This window comes from Glycomyces sp. MUSA5-2 (assembly GCF_037034145.1).
GTDB classification, from domain to species: domain Bacteria; phylum Actinomycetota; class Actinomycetes; order Mycobacteriales; family Micromonosporaceae; genus Glycomyces; species Glycomyces artemisiae.
In genome coordinates, this window is record NZ_JBAGKG010000001.1 from 1 (window position 1) to 14,938 (window position 14,938).

At 71.5% G+C, this 14,938-nt stretch carries 13 protein-coding genes and 1 tRNA gene; 7 read left to right on the plus strand and 7 right to left on the minus strand.

Annotation, left to right across the window (positions count from 1 at the left end):
* Window positions 1-118: 118 nt before the first annotated feature.
* Entirely contained in the window at window positions 119-1,264 is a 1,146-nt protein-coding gene (locus tag WA640_RS00005) for a citrate synthase/methylcitrate synthase (protein ID WP_335985510.1), read from the minus strand.
* 111 nt (window positions 1,265-1,375) lie between these two features.
* On the opposite strand from WA640_RS00005, the gene WA640_RS00010 reads away from it, so the two are divergent.
* The 4 genes from WA640_RS00010 (at window position 1,376) to WA640_RS00025 (ending at window position 5,429) form a co-directional block, all read left to right on the plus strand.
* On the plus strand, window positions 1,376-2,809 hold the full coding sequence (locus tag WA640_RS00010; RefSeq protein WP_335985511.1) for a serine/threonine protein kinase: 1,434 nt from the start codon (window positions 1,376-1,378) through the stop codon (window positions 2,807-2,809).
* A gap of 96 nt (window positions 2,810-2,905) precedes the next feature.
* On the plus strand, window positions 2,906-3,088 hold the full coding sequence (locus WA640_RS00015; RefSeq protein ID WP_146147958.1) for a hypothetical protein: 183 nt from the start codon (window positions 2,906-2,908) through the stop codon (window positions 3,086-3,088).
* Window positions 3,089-3,230: 142 nt separating this feature from the next.
* The gene (locus WA640_RS00020; RefSeq protein ID WP_335985513.1) at window positions 3,231-4,691 is read left to right on the plus strand and encodes an MFS transporter; all 1,461 of its coding nucleotides are present in this window, start codon (window positions 3,231-3,233) and stop codon (window positions 4,689-4,691) included.
* Window positions 4,692-4,784: 93 nt separating this feature from the next.
* The gene (locus tag WA640_RS00025; protein ID WP_335985514.1) at window positions 4,785-5,429 is read left to right on the plus strand and encodes a TetR/AcrR family transcriptional regulator; all 645 of its coding nucleotides are present in this window, start codon (window positions 4,785-4,787) and stop codon (window positions 5,427-5,429) included.
* 39 nt (window positions 5,430-5,468) lie between these two features.
* Here the strand turns inward: WA640_RS00025 and WA640_RS00030 are convergent.
* The 3 genes from WA640_RS00030 to WA640_RS00040 all read right to left on the minus strand — a co-directional run bounded on the left by WA640_RS00030 (window position 5,469) and on the right by WA640_RS00040 (window position 6,979).
* Window positions 5,469-5,541 (minus strand) — tRNA-Gly (locus WA640_RS00030).
* A gap of 89 nt (window positions 5,542-5,630) precedes the next feature.
* A complete protein-coding gene (locus tag WA640_RS00035; protein WP_335985515.1) occupies window positions 5,631-6,290 on the minus strand; it encodes a GNAT family N-acetyltransferase in 660 nt (219 codons plus the stop codon).
* A 41-nt stretch (window positions 6,291-6,331) separates the two neighbouring features.
* The gene (locus WA640_RS00040) at window positions 6,332-6,979 is read right to left on the minus strand and encodes a GNAT family N-acetyltransferase (protein WP_335985516.1); all 648 of its coding nucleotides are present in this window, start codon (window positions 6,977-6,979) and stop codon (window positions 6,332-6,334) included.
* Between the two features lie 387 nt (window positions 6,980-7,366).
* On the opposite strand from WA640_RS00040, the gene WA640_RS00045 reads away from it, so the two are divergent.
* Both WA640_RS00045 and WA640_RS00050 read left to right on the plus strand, forming a co-directional pair.
* Window positions 7,367-9,751, plus strand: coding sequence for a phosphoketolase family protein (locus WA640_RS00045; RefSeq protein ID WP_335985517.1), 2,385 nt, complete (start codon window positions 7,367-7,369; stop codon window positions 9,749-9,751).
* 117 nt (window positions 9,752-9,868) lie between these two features.
* Window positions 9,869-10,339, plus strand: coding sequence for a DUF4188 domain-containing protein (locus tag WA640_RS00050; protein ID WP_335985519.1), 471 nt, complete (start codon window positions 9,869-9,871; stop codon window positions 10,337-10,339).
* Here WA640_RS00050 and WA640_RS00055 read toward each other — a convergent pair.
* The 3 genes from WA640_RS00055 to WA640_RS00065 all read right to left on the minus strand — a co-directional run bounded on the left by WA640_RS00055 (window position 10,336) and on the right by WA640_RS00065 (window position 14,203).
* Window positions 10,336-11,313 carry a phosphotransferase family protein gene (locus WA640_RS00055; protein WP_335985520.1) on the minus strand — a complete coding sequence of 326 codons (978 nt, stop codon included), beginning with the start codon at window positions 11,311-11,313 and terminating at the stop codon, window positions 10,336-10,338. The genes WA640_RS00050 and WA640_RS00055 overlap by 4 nt on opposite strands.
* Before the next feature lie 100 nt (window positions 11,314-11,413).
* On the minus strand, window positions 11,414-12,127 hold the full coding sequence (locus WA640_RS00060; RefSeq protein ID WP_335985521.1) for a PspA/IM30 family protein: 714 nt from the start codon (window positions 12,125-12,127) through the stop codon (window positions 11,414-11,416).
* Window positions 12,128-12,178: 51 nt separating this feature from the next.
* Window positions 12,179-14,203, minus strand: coding sequence for a TPM domain-containing protein (locus WA640_RS00065; protein WP_335985522.1), 2,025 nt, complete (start codon window positions 14,201-14,203; stop codon window positions 12,179-12,181).
* A 216-nt stretch (window positions 14,204-14,419) separates the two neighbouring features.
* Here WA640_RS00065 and WA640_RS00070 point away from each other — a divergent pair, with 216 nt between their 5' ends.
* Window positions 14,420-14,899: an Hsp20/alpha crystallin family protein gene (locus WA640_RS00070; protein WP_335985523.1), complete on the plus strand. Its 480-nt coding sequence runs from the start codon at window positions 14,420-14,422 to the stop codon at window positions 14,897-14,899.
* Window positions 14,900-14,938 lie beyond the last annotated feature (39 nt).

Below are 14,938 nucleotides of genomic sequence, written 5' to 3' on the forward strand. Positions count from 1 at the left end.
CCTAGCCCCCACCCGCCCGGGGAAGAGGATAGGCGCCGATCCTCCCGCCCGGGTCCGACAAGAACGGCCGCGGGCGGCCGCCTTGTCGCCCGAAAGCGGGAACGGACGCGAGCCGCGCTCAGTCGGCGAAGCCGTCCTCAGGGACCGGCACGGGCGGCGGGGTCCCGACGTAGCGGGCCCGGGGGCGGATGATCTTGGAGTCGCGGGCCTGTTCGAGGATGTTCGCGCTCCAGCCGACGACGCGGCTGGTCGTGAACGTCGGCGTGAACATGGGGCGCGGGACGCCCGCGAGCTCCATGACGACGCCCGCGTAGAACTCGACGTTCGTGTAGAGCTTGCGGCCGGGCTTGACCTCGGCGAGGATCTCGACCACGCGGCGCTCCACGGTCTTCGCGAAGTCCACGATGTCGCCGCCGAACTCGTCGGCGACGTCGCGCAGGTGCAGCGAGCGCGGGTCGTCGGTCTTGTAGACGGCGTGGCCGAAGCCCATGATGCGCCGCCCGGCCTCAAGTTCGCCGCGGATCCACGCGTCGATGTTGTCCGGCCCGCCGATCGCGTCGAGCGCGTCGAGGGCCCGCGCGGGGGCGCCGCCGTGGAGCGGCCCGGAGAGGGCGCCGATCGCGCCGACGAGGGCCGCGCCGAGGTCGGCGCCGGTGGAGGCGATGACGCGGGAGGTGAACGTGGAGGCGTTGAAGCCGTGGTCGATCGTGAGGATCAGGTAGTGCTCGATCGCGCGCGCGGCCTCCGGGGAGGGCACCTCGCCGGTGGTCATGTACAGGTAGTTGGCGGCGTAGCCGAGGTCCTCGCGCGGGTCGAGCGGCTCCCGGCCCTGGCCCAGGCGCCACATGGCGGTGAGGATCGCGGGGGTGACGGCGCACGCGAACAGTGCGTCGTCGGCGCGGGCGGCCTCGTCGATGTCGAGGACGGGCTTCATGGGGCGGGCGGCGCACGCGGCCGAGAGCGCGGTGCGCAGGCCGTCGAGCGGCGAGTCGGCGGCGAGGTGCGGGAGCAGGTCGCGCAGCTGCGGGGTGAGGGTGCGGTAGGGCGCCACCTGGGCCTTGAAGGCGTCGAGCTGGGCGCGGGTGGGCAGCTCGGCGTGGGTCATGAGGTACCAGACCTGCTCGAACGTGCAGTGCTTCGCGAGCTCGACGGCGTTGTACTGGCGGTAGTGGTAGAAGCCCTCCTCGCCGCGGACGTCGCCGATCTCGGTGTCCGCGACGATGACGCGGTCGAGGCCCTTGGGGACTTCGATGAATTCGGGCATTGGGTCCTCCTCCGCTCGGTTTCGTTGCCAGCCTAGTGGATTTCGGGCCGGATGGACCCGAACGGGGACCCCGGACCTGCCGCGTGGCAAGCGGCCGTCAGACTGGTTCCCGTGGAATCGGGAACCCTTCTCGCAGGCCGGTACCGGCTCGACCGGCTCATCGACTCGGGCGCCATGGGCGCGGTCTGGCGGGCCCGGGACGAGCAGCTCGACCGCGACGTCGCCGTCAAGATCCTCCTGCCCGGCCTCGACGGCGCCGGGGAGCGCTTCGAGCGGGAGGCGAAGACCCTCGCGAGCCTCAAGGGCCCGGGCTACGTCCAGGTCTACGAGTACGGCGAGGAGCTCGACGGGGACCGCACCGTCCACTTCCTCGCGATGGAGCTGGTCGACGGCGTCTCGCTGGCGCGGCTGCTCGCCCGCGAGGAGCGGCTGGACCCGGAGCGGACGATGCGGATCGTCGCCGAGGCCGCCGACGCGCTCGGCGAGGCCCACCGGCGCGGCGTGGTCCACCGGGACGTCAAGCCCGCGAACCTCCTCATCGACGCCGACGGGCGGGTCCGGGTGGTGGACTTCGGGATCTCACTGCTCGTGGACCGCTCGCGGCTGACCGACTCGAAGGAGGTGCTCGGGACGGTCCCGTACGTGTCGCCCGAGCGGCTGCGGAACCAGGACGTCACCGGGAAGTCGGACCTGTACTCGCTCGGCGCGGTCGCGTACGAGTGCCTGACGGGGACGCCGCCGTTCCCGGCGCGCGATCCGATGGCGGTCATCCACAGTCACCTCTACGAGGAGCCGCCCGCGCTGCCGGACACGGTCCCGCCGCAGATCGCGGCGGTCGTCTCGCGGTCGCTGCGGAAGGCCCCGGAGGAGCGCTGGGAGTCCGGCGCGGAGTTCGCGGCGGCGTGCCGGGCAGCGGCGACCGGGGAGATCGCGGTGCCGCCACCGGTGGAGCCGGGCGTTCCCGTCGAGGAGACCGAACGGCGGCCGCGGCGGCGCCTCGCGCTGGTGGCTGTCGCGGTGGTGCTGGCGGCGGCCGTGTTCGGGGTCGTGGCATGGAGCCCGTGGACCGGCGACGGGCCGCGGGGCGGCGCCGACGAGTCCACGGTGGAGGCCGCGGCGAATACGACCGGGGCCGTGGAGACGTCGGCCTCGCCGGACCCGGAGGCGTCCGAGTCCGCCACGGAGTCCCCTGCGGCGCAGGAGACCGAGAGCGGCGGCGGCACCGATGGCGGCGGCTCCGAAGGGGGCTCGGGCGAGACCGGCGGCGAGGAGACCCAGGAGGAAGAGGCCGACGAGCCGAAGTCCGGGACCACCGAGCTGCCCGACGTGACCGGCCGGACCACGTTCGACGCCCGCGACTACCTTGAGGGCCTTGGGTTCAGCAACGTCGTCGCCGACGTCGGCTACTACGCGATCACCCCGGAGCCCGCCCACTGCACCGTGGTGCAGCAGTTCCCGTCCGCGGGCTCCACGGTCGACTACGCCGACCAGGTCACGCTCTCGTACCACAGCCGCAACGCCGAAGGGACCACATGCGAGTGGTGAGCCGTTCGGGTTGACCGGCCGGGCCCCGGTCGGGATGATGGAACGGGCGACCGGTACAACAGTCCCCTGGTCACCTCTGATGCGATTGGTCTGAAGATGGAAGATAATCTGGGCGCCGCCCCCGGCGTGGTCGTCGGGGTCCTGCTCATCATCGCGGCGGTCATGTGGTTCTCCCCCGGCGCGCGCCACAAGTTCCGCAAGGCGACGCTCTGGCTGGTGATCGTCGCGGTCGCGATGATCATCATCTTCGGCTACCTGAACGCGGGGCAGGAGACCTAGGCCCCGGCGTTCCAGCAGCTCAAGCCCGCAGCGATACCGCTGCGGGATTTTTTCGGCCCCGCTATTGGAACAGATCATTCCGCTCTGCTATAGTGGAATCAAGCGTTCCGTTCCACAGAACTCGGATCAACCGGAGGCACCCGTGACCGCCATCGTCGAAACCCCGACCCCCGCCGCAGCGGCGGACGCCGCGCACCCGCGGACCTTCCCCCGCCGCTGGCTCGGCCTCGTCGCCATCCTCTCCGCGACCCTCCTCAACCTGCTCGACGCCTCGATCGTCAACGTCGCGGCCCCCGCGATCCGCGGCGACCTCGGCGGCACCGCCGCCACGATCCAGTGGCTCTCGGCGGGCTACACCCTCGCCCTCGCGGTCGGCCTGCTCACCGGCGGGCGCCTCGGGGACATGTTCGGCCGCAAGCGGGTCCTCATGATCGGCCTGGCCGGCTTCCTCGCCGCCTCGCTCGCCTGCGGCCTGGCCGACTCGATCGGGCTGCTCCTCGCCGCCCGCGTCGTCCAGGGCGTCTTCGCCGCGGTCATGGTGCCGCAGTGCTTCGGGCTCATCCGCGACATGTTCGGCCGCGACATGGGCAAGGCCTACGCGCTGTTCGGCCCCGCCATCGGGCTCGCCTCGATCGCCGGACCCGTCGTCGCCGGGGTCCTCGTCGACGCGGACCTGCTCGGCACGGGCTGGCGCTCGATCTTCCTCATCAACCTGCCGCTCGGCCTCGCCGCGATCGTCCTCGGCGCGAAGGTCCTGCCCGCTGGAGCTCCCACGGTCAAGGGCCTCAAGCTCGACCTCGGCGGCGCGCTCATCGCGGGCGCCGGGATGTGCCTGCTGCTCGTGCCGCTCGTCGAGGGCCGCGAGCTCGGCTGGCCGGCCTGGTCGATCGCGATGCTCGTCGCCTCCGTCCCGGTCCTGGGCCTGTTCACCTGGACCCAGGCCCGCCGCGCCCGCTCCGGACGCACCGCGCTGGTCGAGCTGAGCGTCTTCAAGAAGCGGTCCTACACCTCCGGCATCGCCTTCGTCGTGGTCTTCTTCGGCGCGGTCACCGGGTTCTCGCTCGCCGTCGGCCTGTTCCTCCAGCTCGGCCTCGGCTTCGGCCCGCTCCAGGCGAGCCTGGCGATGGCCGCGTGGGCGGTCGGCGCGTTCATCGGCTCCGGCTCCTCCGCGGCCCTCGCGCCGAAGCTCGGCCGCGGCGTCCTGCACCTCGGCCTCGCGGTGATGGCGGTCGGCCTGACCGTGGTCTGGCTCCAGTTCGGCGCCGCCGCCGCGCCCGGTACCTGGGCGCTGTCCCCGGCGCTCGGCGTCTTCGGGATCGGCATGGGCATGATCTTCGTGCCGCTCTTCGGGATCATCACCGGCGACCTGGAGGACCACGAAGTCGGCTCCGCGTCGGGCCTCCTGGAGTCCTTCCAGCAGGGCGCATCGGCGCTGGGCGTCGCCGGGCTCGGGACGGTGTTCTTCAGCCGCTTCGCGATCGGCTCCGGCGCGGCCGAGTCGATGGACGCGGCCCAGGCGGTGGCGGGCCTGACGGTCCTGCTCACGCTGGTGGCGTTCCTCGTCGCGTTCGGCCTGCCGAAGCAGGCGAAGGCCGAGCACTGAACGCAATGAGCCCCCTCCGCCGGTCGTGCCTTCGGGTGCGGCCGGCGAAGGCGTACCAGAATGAACCGCTCTGTTCCGGATAGGATGCGTGCCATGACCGACAAGCCGCTCAGCGGGCGCAAGGCGCAGGCCGCCCGCAACGACAAGCTCATCCTCGAAGCCGCCCACGAGGTGTTCGTCGACGACCCGGCCGCGCCGATCGCGGAGGTCGCCAAGCGCGCCGGGGTCGGCATCAGCGCGCTGTACCGCCGCTACCCCAGCAAGGAGGACCTGCTGCGCAAGCTGTGCAGCGACGGCCTGGCGCGGCACATGGAGCTCGTCCAGGAGGCGATCGACGACGACGGCGACCCGTGGGACGCGTTCTGCGCCTTCATGAGAGCCGTCGTCGCGGCCGACACCGCGTCGATCACCGTCAAGCTCGCCGGGACCTTCACGCCCTCCGAGGAGATGTTCAAGGCCGCGATCGAGGGCGACCGGCTCAACCACGTGCTCATGGAGAAGCTCCACGGCGCGGGCGTGCTCCGCCCTGACGCGCGGATCGGCGACCTCATCATGATCACCGAGTCGCTCGCGTCGATCCGCATCGGCGACAAGGAGCGGACCACCGAGCTGCGCCTCCGCAGCCTCGAACTGCCGCTCCAGGCCCTCCGGGCCCCCGGCGGCGACCCGCTCCCCGGGCGCGCGGTCGAGGACCAGGAGATGGGTATCCGCTGGATTCCGAAGGACGCCAAGGCATGAGAAAAGGGGCCTCCCGTTCGGGAGGCCCCTTCTCATCGGAGCGGACGACCGGGATCGAACCGGCGACCTACACCTTGGCAAGGTGTCGCGCTACCAACTGCGCTACGTCCGCATTTCACAAGCCTTGACTTGCGAACGACCATACTGTAGCGCACGGTTCAATCGGACTTCATGGGGCCTTGGCGCCGATTGGGGCTCAGATCACGCTTCCGCGGCGCCGAGGCCGAGCATCGCGCGGGCCTCCTCGCCGAACCCCTCGATGCGCACCTCGTGCTTGCGGTGCGCCTCCCAGTCCTCGCGCGAGAGGCGCCAGCGGTTGTCCTGGCGGCGCACGCCGCGCACCACGTGGTGCTCGATGCCGTCGGCCTTGTAGCCGAGCTTGCGCGAGACGCCCGAGGACGGGCCGTTGCCGTCGAGCGAGGCGCTCGTGGCGTACTCGGCGCCGAGGCCGGTGAAGATGAACTCCAGGACCGCCGCGCGCATCTCCGTGCCGATGCCCTGCCCGTGGTGGGCGAGGCCGAGCCACGAGCCGGTGGACGCCTCGCGGGTGAGCGCGATCTGGTCGCCCTTGACCTCCTGGACGCCGACGACCTTGCCGTCGTGGACCACGACGAACGGCAGCACCCACTTCTCGGGCGTCGACGCCGCGACGGCCCGGAAGTGCCACAGGATCGTGCCGCGGCCCCGCTGGAGCGGCTCGGCGTCCGTCCACGGCATCAGGAACGGCATGAAGTCCGGGTCGTGGACGCCCTCGGAGGCCCGGTCGGCCAGCGCGGCGAGGTCGTCGAAGTCGGGCAGGCGCAGTTCGAGCCGTTCGGTGCGGAGCCGGATCTTGTAGACCGGCAGGTAGTCGGCGAGCATGGCTCGATTCTTCCGGGGGCGGCGCGGGTCCCGCAATCGAGTTATGCGGCGCCGAGCATGGCTTTGGCGTCGCGGTCGAGTCCTTCGACGGCGACCTCGTGGGTGCGGTGGGCCTCCCAGTCGGCGCGGGTGAGGCGCCAGCGGCGGCTGGTGACGCGCCGGTCCTTGTAGACCTGGTGGTCGATGCCGTCGGCTTTGTAGCCGAGTTTGCGGGAGACGCCTTCGGAGGGGCCGTTGCCGTCGAGGGAGTCGCTGAGGGCCCATTCGGCGTCGAGGCCGTCGAAGAGGAGGGCGAGGACGGCGGCGCGCATCTCGGTGCCGAGTCCGCGGCCGTGGTGGGCCCGGCCGAGCCAGGAGGCGGTGGTGGCTTCGCGGGTGAGGTTGTACTGCTTGGCGGCGAGGTCCTGCTTGCCGATGACGCGGCCGTCGTGGACGGCGACGAAGGGGAGGCTCCAGCGGTCGGGGTCGAGGCCGGCGAGGAGGCGGAGGTTCCACAGGAGGGCGGTGCGGGCGCGCTCGCGGGGTTCGGCTTCGGTCCAGGCGTTCTCGAAGGGCTGGAAGGAGGGGTCGTGGACGCCTTCGGCGGCGCGGTCGGCGAGTGCTGCCAGGTCGTCGAGGTCGGGCAGGCGCAGTTCGAGGCGTTCGGTGCGCAGGCGGATGTTGAAGACGGGCAGGTGGTCGGCGAGCATGCCTGTGATTGTGCCCCGCGGGTGCGACGGCGCGGGGCCTTACACTTTCGGGAGGCGTCGGAGGATGGGAGCGCGCTATGAACATGGGCCAGTCGGGGATGTTGTTCGTCTTCGGGATGTCCCTGCTCGTGACGGCGATCATCATCACGGGGATCGCGTTCGCGGCGTCTGCGGCGAAGTCGCGGGCGGCGGAGGAGCGGGCGGACCAGTACCGGGACCTCGCGGAGAAGGCGAGCGTGGACGCGACGGAGGTCCGGGCGGCGCTGATCGAGGTGAAGGGGCGGCTGGCGGCGGTGGAGCGGCTGCTGAAGGACCGGGACCGGGCCGAGCGCGAATTATTCTTGCGAATCGCGGTCAGTGCGCGCGTTATGGGGCACGCTCTGACGCATGGACACCGCGAAGACCGACCGTTCCAGCGCGCCGCTTTCCGAAGAGGAGCTGGCGCTCGTCGACGCCTACTGGCGGGCCGCGAACTATCTGACGGTGGGGCAGATCTACCTGCTCGACAATCCGCTGCTGCGCGAGCCGCTGCGGCCTGAGCACGTCAAGCCGCGGCTGCTGGGCCACTGGGGCACGAGCCCGGGGCTGAGCCTGATCTACGCGCACTTGAACCGGTGCATCAAGGCGCGGGGCCTGGACATGATCTACGTGTGCGGGCCGGGGCACGGGGGTCCGGCGATGGTCGCGAACACGTGGCTGGAGGGGACGTACCCGGAGCTGTACCCGTCGGTGAACCACTCCGAGGAGGGGATGCGGCGGCTGTTCCGGCAGTTCTCGTTCCCGGGCGGGATCCCGTCGCATGTGGCGGCGGAGGTGCCGGGCTCGATCCACGAGGGCGGCGAGCTGGGGTACGCGCTGTCGCACGCGTACGGGGCGGCGTTCGACAACCCGGGGCTGACGGTGGCGTGCGTGGTGGGCGACGGGGAGGCGGAGACGGGGCCAATGGCGGGGTCGTGGTTCTCGAACGTGTTCCTGAACCCGGTGTCGGACGGGACGGTGCTGCCGATCCTGCATCTGAACGGGTACAAGATCGCGAACCAGACGGTGTTCGCGCGGATCTCCGACGAGGACCGGGCGAGCTTCTTCCGGGGCGCGGGGTACGAGCCGTTCCTGGTGGACGGGGACGATCCGGCGGACGTGCACCAGCAGTTGGCGGGGACCCTCGACGCGTGCTTCGACCGGATCGCGGAGATCCGCGCGGACGCGCGGTCGCGGGCGAACGGGTCGCCGGTGCGGCCGCGGTGGCCGATGATCGTGCTGCGCACGCCGAAGGGCTGGACGGGTCCGTCCGAGGTGGACGGCGTGCCGGTGGAGGGGACGTGGCGGGCGCACCAGGTGCCGCTGTCGGCGGTGCGCACGAATGCGGATCACCTTGCGATGCTTGAGGAGTGGATGCGCTCGTACCGGCCGGAGGACCTGTTCGACGCGACGGGCGCGCCGGTGCCGGAGCTGCTGGGGCTGCCGCCGGAGGGCGAGGCGCGGATGAGCGCGAACCCGCACGCGAACGGGGGCCTGGTGCTGCGGGACCTGGTGCTGCCGGACTACCGGGACTACGGGGTCGCGATCGAGGGGCACGGGCGCACCGTCGGGGAGGCGACGCGGGTGCTGGGGGCGTGGCTGCGCGACGTCATGTCGGGGAATCCGGACCGGTTCCGGCTGTTCGGGCCCGACGAGGTCGAGTCGAACCGGCTCGGCGCGGTGTTCGAGGCGACGGACCGGCAGTGGCAGGCGGAGATCCTGCCGACCGACGAGCACCAGGCGCCGCACGGGCGGGTCATGGAGGCGCTGTCGGAGCACCTGTGCGAGGGCTGGCTGGAGGGGTACCTCCTCACGGGTCGGCACGGCCTGTTCACGAGCTACGAGGCGTTCATCCACATCGTGGACTCGATGTTCAACCAGCATGCGAAGTGGCTGGACTCCTCCGGGGACATCCCGTGGCGGCGGCCGATCGCGTCGCTGAACTACCTCTTGTCGAGCCACGTGTGGCGCCAGGACCACAACGGGTTCTCGCACCAGGACCCGGGGTTCATCGACCACGTGATGAACAAGAAGGCCGACATCGTGCGGGTGTACCTGCCGCCGGACGCGAACACGCTGCTGTCCACGATGGACCACTGCCTCCGCAGCCGACAGTACGTGAACGTGGTGGTCGCCGGGAAGCAGCCCGCGCTCCAGTACACGAGCATGGAGGAGGCGGTGCGCCACTGCGAACGGGGCCTCGGCATCTGGGAGTGGGCGTCGACCGATGCGGGGCGCGAGCCCGACGTGGTCCTCGCGTGCGCCGGGGACGTGCCGACCCTGGAGGTGCTGGCCGCCGCCGACCTGCTCCGAGTCCACCTGCCGGACTTGAAGGTCCGAGTGGTGAACGTGGTGGACCTGATGCGGCTCCAGCCGGACACGGAGCACCCGCACGGCCTGGGCGACCGCCAGTTCGACACGGTCTTCACCGCCGACCGGCCGGTGCTGTTCGCGTTCCACGGCTACCCGATGCTCATCCACCGGCTCACGTACCGGCGCACCAACCACGACAACATCCACGTGCGCGGCTACAAGGAGGAGGGCACGACGACCACGCCGTTCGACATGGTCATGCTCAACGACCTCGACCGGTTCCGGCTCGTCATGGACGTGATCGACCGGGTCCCGGGCCTGGGCCCGAACGCGGCCGGCCTGCGGCAGCGGATGGTCGACGCGCGGCACGCCGCCCGCGAGTACACGCGCGAGCACGGCGAGGACCTTCCGGAGGTCGCGCAGTGGAGCTGGCCTGGATAGCTTGGCGCGCAACGCGAGTGACGCGAGTCGCGGATGCGACCGCTTGACGCGTCTCGAACACGCTTCGTTAACCTGTTAGGGGAGGCTAACTACCGCTCACCCCTTGGAGGTCCTCACGTGGCGAAGGTCAGGCCCGGACGCGTCGTGGTCGACTACGGCGAGGACCTCGTGGTCTTCACCGGCGGCATGCGGATCAACCGCCTGTGGAAGGTCGGCCGGTGGCTGCCGGTCCTCATCGCGCTCCGGAAGATCCTGCGGGAGCTCGCGTCCGACCCCGAGCTGGGGCTCCTCGACTCGCGGTTCGCGCTCAGCGGCCGGGTCGTCATGGTCGTCCAGTACTGGCGCAGCGGCGACCACCTGGAGGAGTACGCGCACTCGCAGGAGCGCCTGCACCGCGGCTTCTGGAAGTGGTTCAACCGCAACGTGAAGGACAACGGCGACGTCGGCCTGTGGCACGAGCTGTACCAGGTGCCCGCGGGGGCCTACGAGACCTCGTACTTCAACATGCCGCCGTTCGGGCTAGCGCGCGCTACCAAGGAGAAGGCGGCGGCGCGCACCGACCCGGACGACCACGACCACCACCACTAGAGGCCGAACGCGGTGAAGTCCCGTTCGAGGGTCTCGGTGGCCCACTTCTTCTGGTTCGCCTCCTGCTCGGCGTCGAACCCGCGGACCTTGCACTCGGCGACCAGGATGAGCATGATGTACGTGCGGTAGAGCGCGAGCCGCCGCTCCTCCCCCGCGGTCATAGGCCGCCCCAGGAAGCCCTCGACGGCCGAGGGGAACTCCTCCTCCGGGACCATCTGGAGCGACACGAGCTCGGCGACCGGGTCGCCGTAGAACGCGCGCTCGCCGTCGATGAACGCCTCGAACTCCCAGTCGTCGCCGCCCCGGCGCACGAAGATGTTGCCGTCCCACAGGTCGAAGTGGACGAGCGCGGGCCGGGTCACCTCGTCGAGGAGTCCGCGCTCGCCTTCGAGGAACGCGCGGATCGCGGCGACGGGGCGCGGGAGCGCCGTGCCCTGCTCCTCGATGTCGTCGAGCACGTCGTTCACCATGGCGAGGAACGACTCCGACCACGTGCCGCTCATGGTGCGCCCGCTCGCGCGCGGGTAGCCGAAGTGCTCGCCGGTGACGCTGGCGAAGCGGGCGGCCTGGGCGCCGATCTCCTTGCGCAGGGCCAAGAGTCGATCGGTGGGGATGTCGCCGCGGACCTTGTAGAGCGGCGCGCCGTCGAGGCGGTCGATCACGAGGATCCCGGCGTCGGGGTCGGCGTGCCACACGCGCGGCATGGGGGCGCCCGCGGCGAGGCCGCGCTCGAAGCACTCGATCTCGGTCGCCATGAGGTCGACCTCGTAGCGCAGGAGCTTCACGGCCCTGTCGGGCGCGACCTTGACGACGAGGCGGCGGCCGTCCGCGAGGTCGAGGGCGTGGGCGGCGTTGAAGAAGCCGTCCTTGAACTCCTCGTGCGCGGTGAACTCCAAGTCGGCGCCGAGTGCGCCGCGGACGAGGGCTTCGGCGTCGGCGCGGTCGAGGCGGGGGCGGATGGCGACTTCAGACATGGCGCCATTCTCGCCGCGCCGCCGCGCCCGCGCAACACCGTTCCCACGGCGCCGAACGGCCCCGGAGCACCGCGCTCCGGGGCCGTCGGGCCGTCTGCGGTCAGCCCGCTTTGAGGGCCGCGAGGCGCGCTTCGATGTCGGCGTCGTCGCTGACGCTGTCGAGGGCCTCGAACTGGCTGTCGAGCGAGGACATCGCGAGCTCCTGGTGGCCGCGGACCTTGGCCTCCTCCCGGCGGACCTTGTCCTCGAAGCGGCTCACCTCGCTGAGCGGGTCCATGACGTCGATGCTGCCGATGGCCTCGTTGACCTTCTTTTGCGCCTCGGCGGTCTTGGCGCGGGCCGAGAGGCTCGTGCGCTTGGCCTGGAGCTCGTTGAGCTTGTCCTTCATCTGGCCCAGGCCGGTCTTGAGCTTGTCCACGACCTCCTGCTGGCTCTTGATGATCGGCGCCTCGTCGGCCATCTCCTTCTCGACGGCGATCTGCTTGCCGAGCGCGACCTTCGCGAGGTTGTCGAACTTGTCGGCCTCGGCCGCGTTCCCGTCCGCGCGCAGCTGGTCGGCCTTCTGGCTGGCGTTCTTGGCCTTCGCGCCCCACTCGTCGGCGGCCTTCTGGTCGGCCGCGTAGTCGTCCTCCATCAGCCGCAGGTTCCCGATGGTCTCGGCGATGGCGTTCTCGGCGTCCACGATGCTGTTCTTGTAGTCGCGCTCGATCTGGGCGAGCATCTTGGCGGGGTCCTCGGCGTTGTCGATGGCGTCGTTGATGTTCGCCTTGACGAGCTGCGAGATCCTCCCGAAGATCGACTGCTTCTTCGACATGTCCACTCCTTGTTCACAGTGCTTGCGGAAGACGGGCCAGCGGCCCGGAAGTCAGAACCGGCCGCCACCCCCTCGCCTCCCGCGGGTGCCCGACCCGCCGAACGACCCGGGCCCGCGGCGGTGGCCGCCCCCGCCCCCGCCGAAACCGCCCCCGCTGAAGCCGCCTCCACCGAAGCCGCCGCCGCGCCCGCCGCCCCCGCCGAGGATCTGGCCCAGGAGGATGCCGCCGAGCATCGCGCCCGCGTTGCCGCCCATGGGGTTCGATCCCTTGTTCGGGTTCGACGGCGCCAGGTAGCCCTCGACGTCCTGCCGTGCGAGCTGCGCCGCGGCGTTCGCGAGCTGGTCGGCGCGCTGCGCCAGCGCGAGGGCCTGCACCGGGTCGGTGTCGGCGAGCGCGCGGGCTTGGGCGAGCTGCTGCTTCGCCTCGTTGAGGCGGGTGCGGGCCTCGGGGCCGACGGCGCCGCGGTTGGTCGTCACGTAGTCCTCGACGGCCGCGGCCGTGCTCTGCGCGCTCAGGAGCATCTGCTGGAGCTGCGCGCGGGCCTTCTGCGCGTTCTGCACGGCCCCTTGGAGGGCGCGCACCTCGTTCTCCAGGTCGAGGGACGCCTGCTCGACGCGGCCGGTGGCGGCGAGCGGGTCGACCGGGCCGGTCTGGGCCTTGACCTCGGCGATGACGGCCTTGAGGTTCGCGGCCTTCGCGGCGACCGCCTGGCCCCCTTCGGTTCCGGCGAGGCGCTCGGCGTCGGCGGCGTCCTGCTCGGCTTCGGCGAGGACGCCGGGGAGCTGGGACGCGGCGGTGTCGAGCTCGGTGCCGCGGCGGACCACGGCCTGGGCCATCTGCTCGGCCTGGCCCACGGCCTCCTCTGCGGCGCGGACGAGGACGGCCGCCTTCCCGCCGTCGTCGGCGGCGACCGCGGCGTCGGCGTCGGCGAGCTGCTCCTGTGCGAAGCGGAGCCGGTCGGCGGCGTTGTCTGGGAACTCGCGGACGGTGGCGGCGGCGGTCGCGGGGTACGCGGTCCCCATGGCGGCCAGCGCGGTCCGGGCCGCGTCGAGGTCGATGCGCGCGGCGCGCTCCTTGAGGGCGGCGATGGCTTCGGGGGCGCGGCGGCCGAGGTCGCGGAGGGCGTCGAAGTCCCCGGCGACGGCGTCGAGGTCGCCGTTGGCCCTGGTGAGGCGGTCGATGATGTCGGCGAGCATGCGGCGGCGCTCGTCCTCGGTCTCGGGCTTGTCGTCGTCGAGGAGCTGGCGGATGCGGAACGACTCGGAGAGCTGTTCCTTGGCGCCCTTGAGGGTCTGGGTGAAGCCGCCGGTGGCCTCGTCGCCGAATTCGGCGACGGCGAAGCCGAGCTCCTGCTCGCTGGTGCGGATGGCGTCGTCGGTCTCGACGAGGAGCCGGTTGGCCTCGTGGTTGAGGTCTTCGGTGGTGCGCTGGTCGACGGGCTTGCCGCCCTTGGCGGCGGCGGGTGCGCCTTTGCGGCGGCGGCGCATCCAGACGACGGCGGCGATGACGATCGCGGCGACGATGAGGAGGCACAGGACGATGCCGAGGACGTTGGCGCCGGAAGCGGAGCCGGCGCTGGAGACGTCGTCGCCGTCGGCGGCGGCCTGGTATCCGGCGGCGGCGTCGATGGCGGCCCGGGCCCAGTCCTCGTCCTGGAGGGCGGGGGCGATGAGGCTGGAGGCGACCTCGTTGAGCTGCGAGTCGGTGAGGGGGAATGCCGAGTCGACGGACCAGGTGTAGCGGCGGTCGCCGGTGGCGACGGCGAGGAGGATGTCGTCGGAGCCGAGTCCGGAGTCGACGGCGGTGGTGTCGGCCCAGGTCTGCGGGGAGTACGAGTCGAAGCTGTCGATGTAGGCGACGTACATGCCGATGCCGGTGGAGGAGGCCAGGTCGTCGATGGCGTCCTCGACGTCGGCGGTGCGGTCGCCGAGGGCGTCGACCTGGTCGGTGATCGCGCCGGAGAGGACGATCGGCGGGGTGGCCTGCGCGGCGGCGGGTCCGAGGAGTGCGGCGGCGGCCAGCGCCGCCGCGGTCAGGGCCGCGGCGGCGCGGCTTCCCGTGCCGGTTCGAGTCATCGCGGACCGCACCCCCGTTCGGTCGGAAACGACGTCAGTCTAGGAGCGCGTCGTCGCAGGTCGGGCGCTTTTTGAAGAACTCCTCGGGTCCAGGAGGGACGCCGTAGGTCCCGTGACGCCGGTCACGGCTGAAATATTCGGCGGGGCGCGGGCGTCGTATAGACCGTTAGCACTCAACACCCGAGAGTGCTAACGACGAGACCTGAGGAGACCACCATGATCGTTCGCTACCAGCACCCTTACGCGGCGTTCCGTCAGTTCGACCGCGAGTTCGAGCGCCTCGTGCGGCTCGGCTTCGGCCGCGGCGCCGTGCAGTACTCCCTGCGCGCCGACGTCTACACCGAGGGCGAGGACCTCGTTGTCCGCGCCGCGGTCCCGGGCGTCAGCGCCGAGGACGTCACGGTCGAGCTCGAAGGCCGCCGCCTGTCGATCACGGCCGAGCGCAAGGCCCGAGAGTCCGCCGAGGGCGACCGGTACCTGGTGCGCGGCCTGTCGGCCGGCTCGTTCCGCCGCGAGTTCACGCTCCCGGAGGGCACCACGGCCGAGCAGCTGACCGCCGGCGTCGCCGACGGCATCCTGACGGTGCGCGTCGCCGGTGCGGTCAAGCCCGCCCCGACGGCCCAGCGCATCCCCGTCGCGGGCGCGCCGGTCGAGATCGAGGCCGAGGCGTCGGACGCCGAGACCGAGACCGAGTAAATACAGCGAGACCGCGGAAGGCCCCGGAGCGATCCGGGG

What these genes read in the sequence shown, in the direction of transcription:
- WA640_RS00015 (WP_146147958.1), top strand. Translation starts at nt 2,906, where the DNA reads ATGGAAGATAATCTGGGCGCCGCCCCCGGCGTGGTCGTCGGGGTCCTG.
- WA640_RS00045 (WP_335985517.1), top strand. Translation starts at nt 7,367, where the DNA reads ATGGACACCGCGAAGACCGACCGTTCCAGCGCGCCGCTTTCCGAAGAG.
- WA640_RS00060 (WP_335985521.1), bottom strand. Translation starts at nt 12,127, where the DNA reads ATGTCGAAGAAGCAGTCGATCTTCGGGAGGATCTCGCAGCTCGTCAAG.
- WA640_RS00065 (WP_335985522.1), bottom strand. Translation starts at nt 14,203, where the DNA reads ATGACTCGAACCGGCACGGGAAGCCGCGCCGCCGCGGCCCTGACCGCG.
- WA640_RS00025 (WP_335985514.1), top strand. Translation starts at nt 4,785, where the DNA reads ATGACCGACAAGCCGCTCAGCGGGCGCAAGGCGCAGGCCGCCCGCAAC.
- WA640_RS00070 (WP_335985523.1), top strand. Translation starts at nt 14,420, where the DNA reads ATGATCGTTCGCTACCAGCACCCTTACGCGGCGTTCCGTCAGTTCGAC.
- WA640_RS00040 (WP_335985516.1), bottom strand. Translation starts at nt 6,979, where the DNA reads ATGCTCGCCGACCACCTGCCCGTCTTCAACATCCGCCTGCGCACCGAA.
- WA640_RS00055 (WP_335985520.1), bottom strand. Translation starts at nt 11,313, where the DNA reads ATGTCTGAAGTCGCCATCCGCCCCCGCCTCGACCGCGCCGACGCCGAA.
- WA640_RS00035 (WP_335985515.1), bottom strand. Translation starts at nt 6,290, where the DNA reads ATGCTCGCCGACTACCTGCCGGTCTACAAGATCCGGCTCCGCACCGAA.
- WA640_RS00005 (WP_335985510.1), bottom strand. Translation starts at nt 1,264, where the DNA reads ATGCCCGAATTCATCGAAGTCCCCAAGGGCCTCGACCGCGTCATCGTC.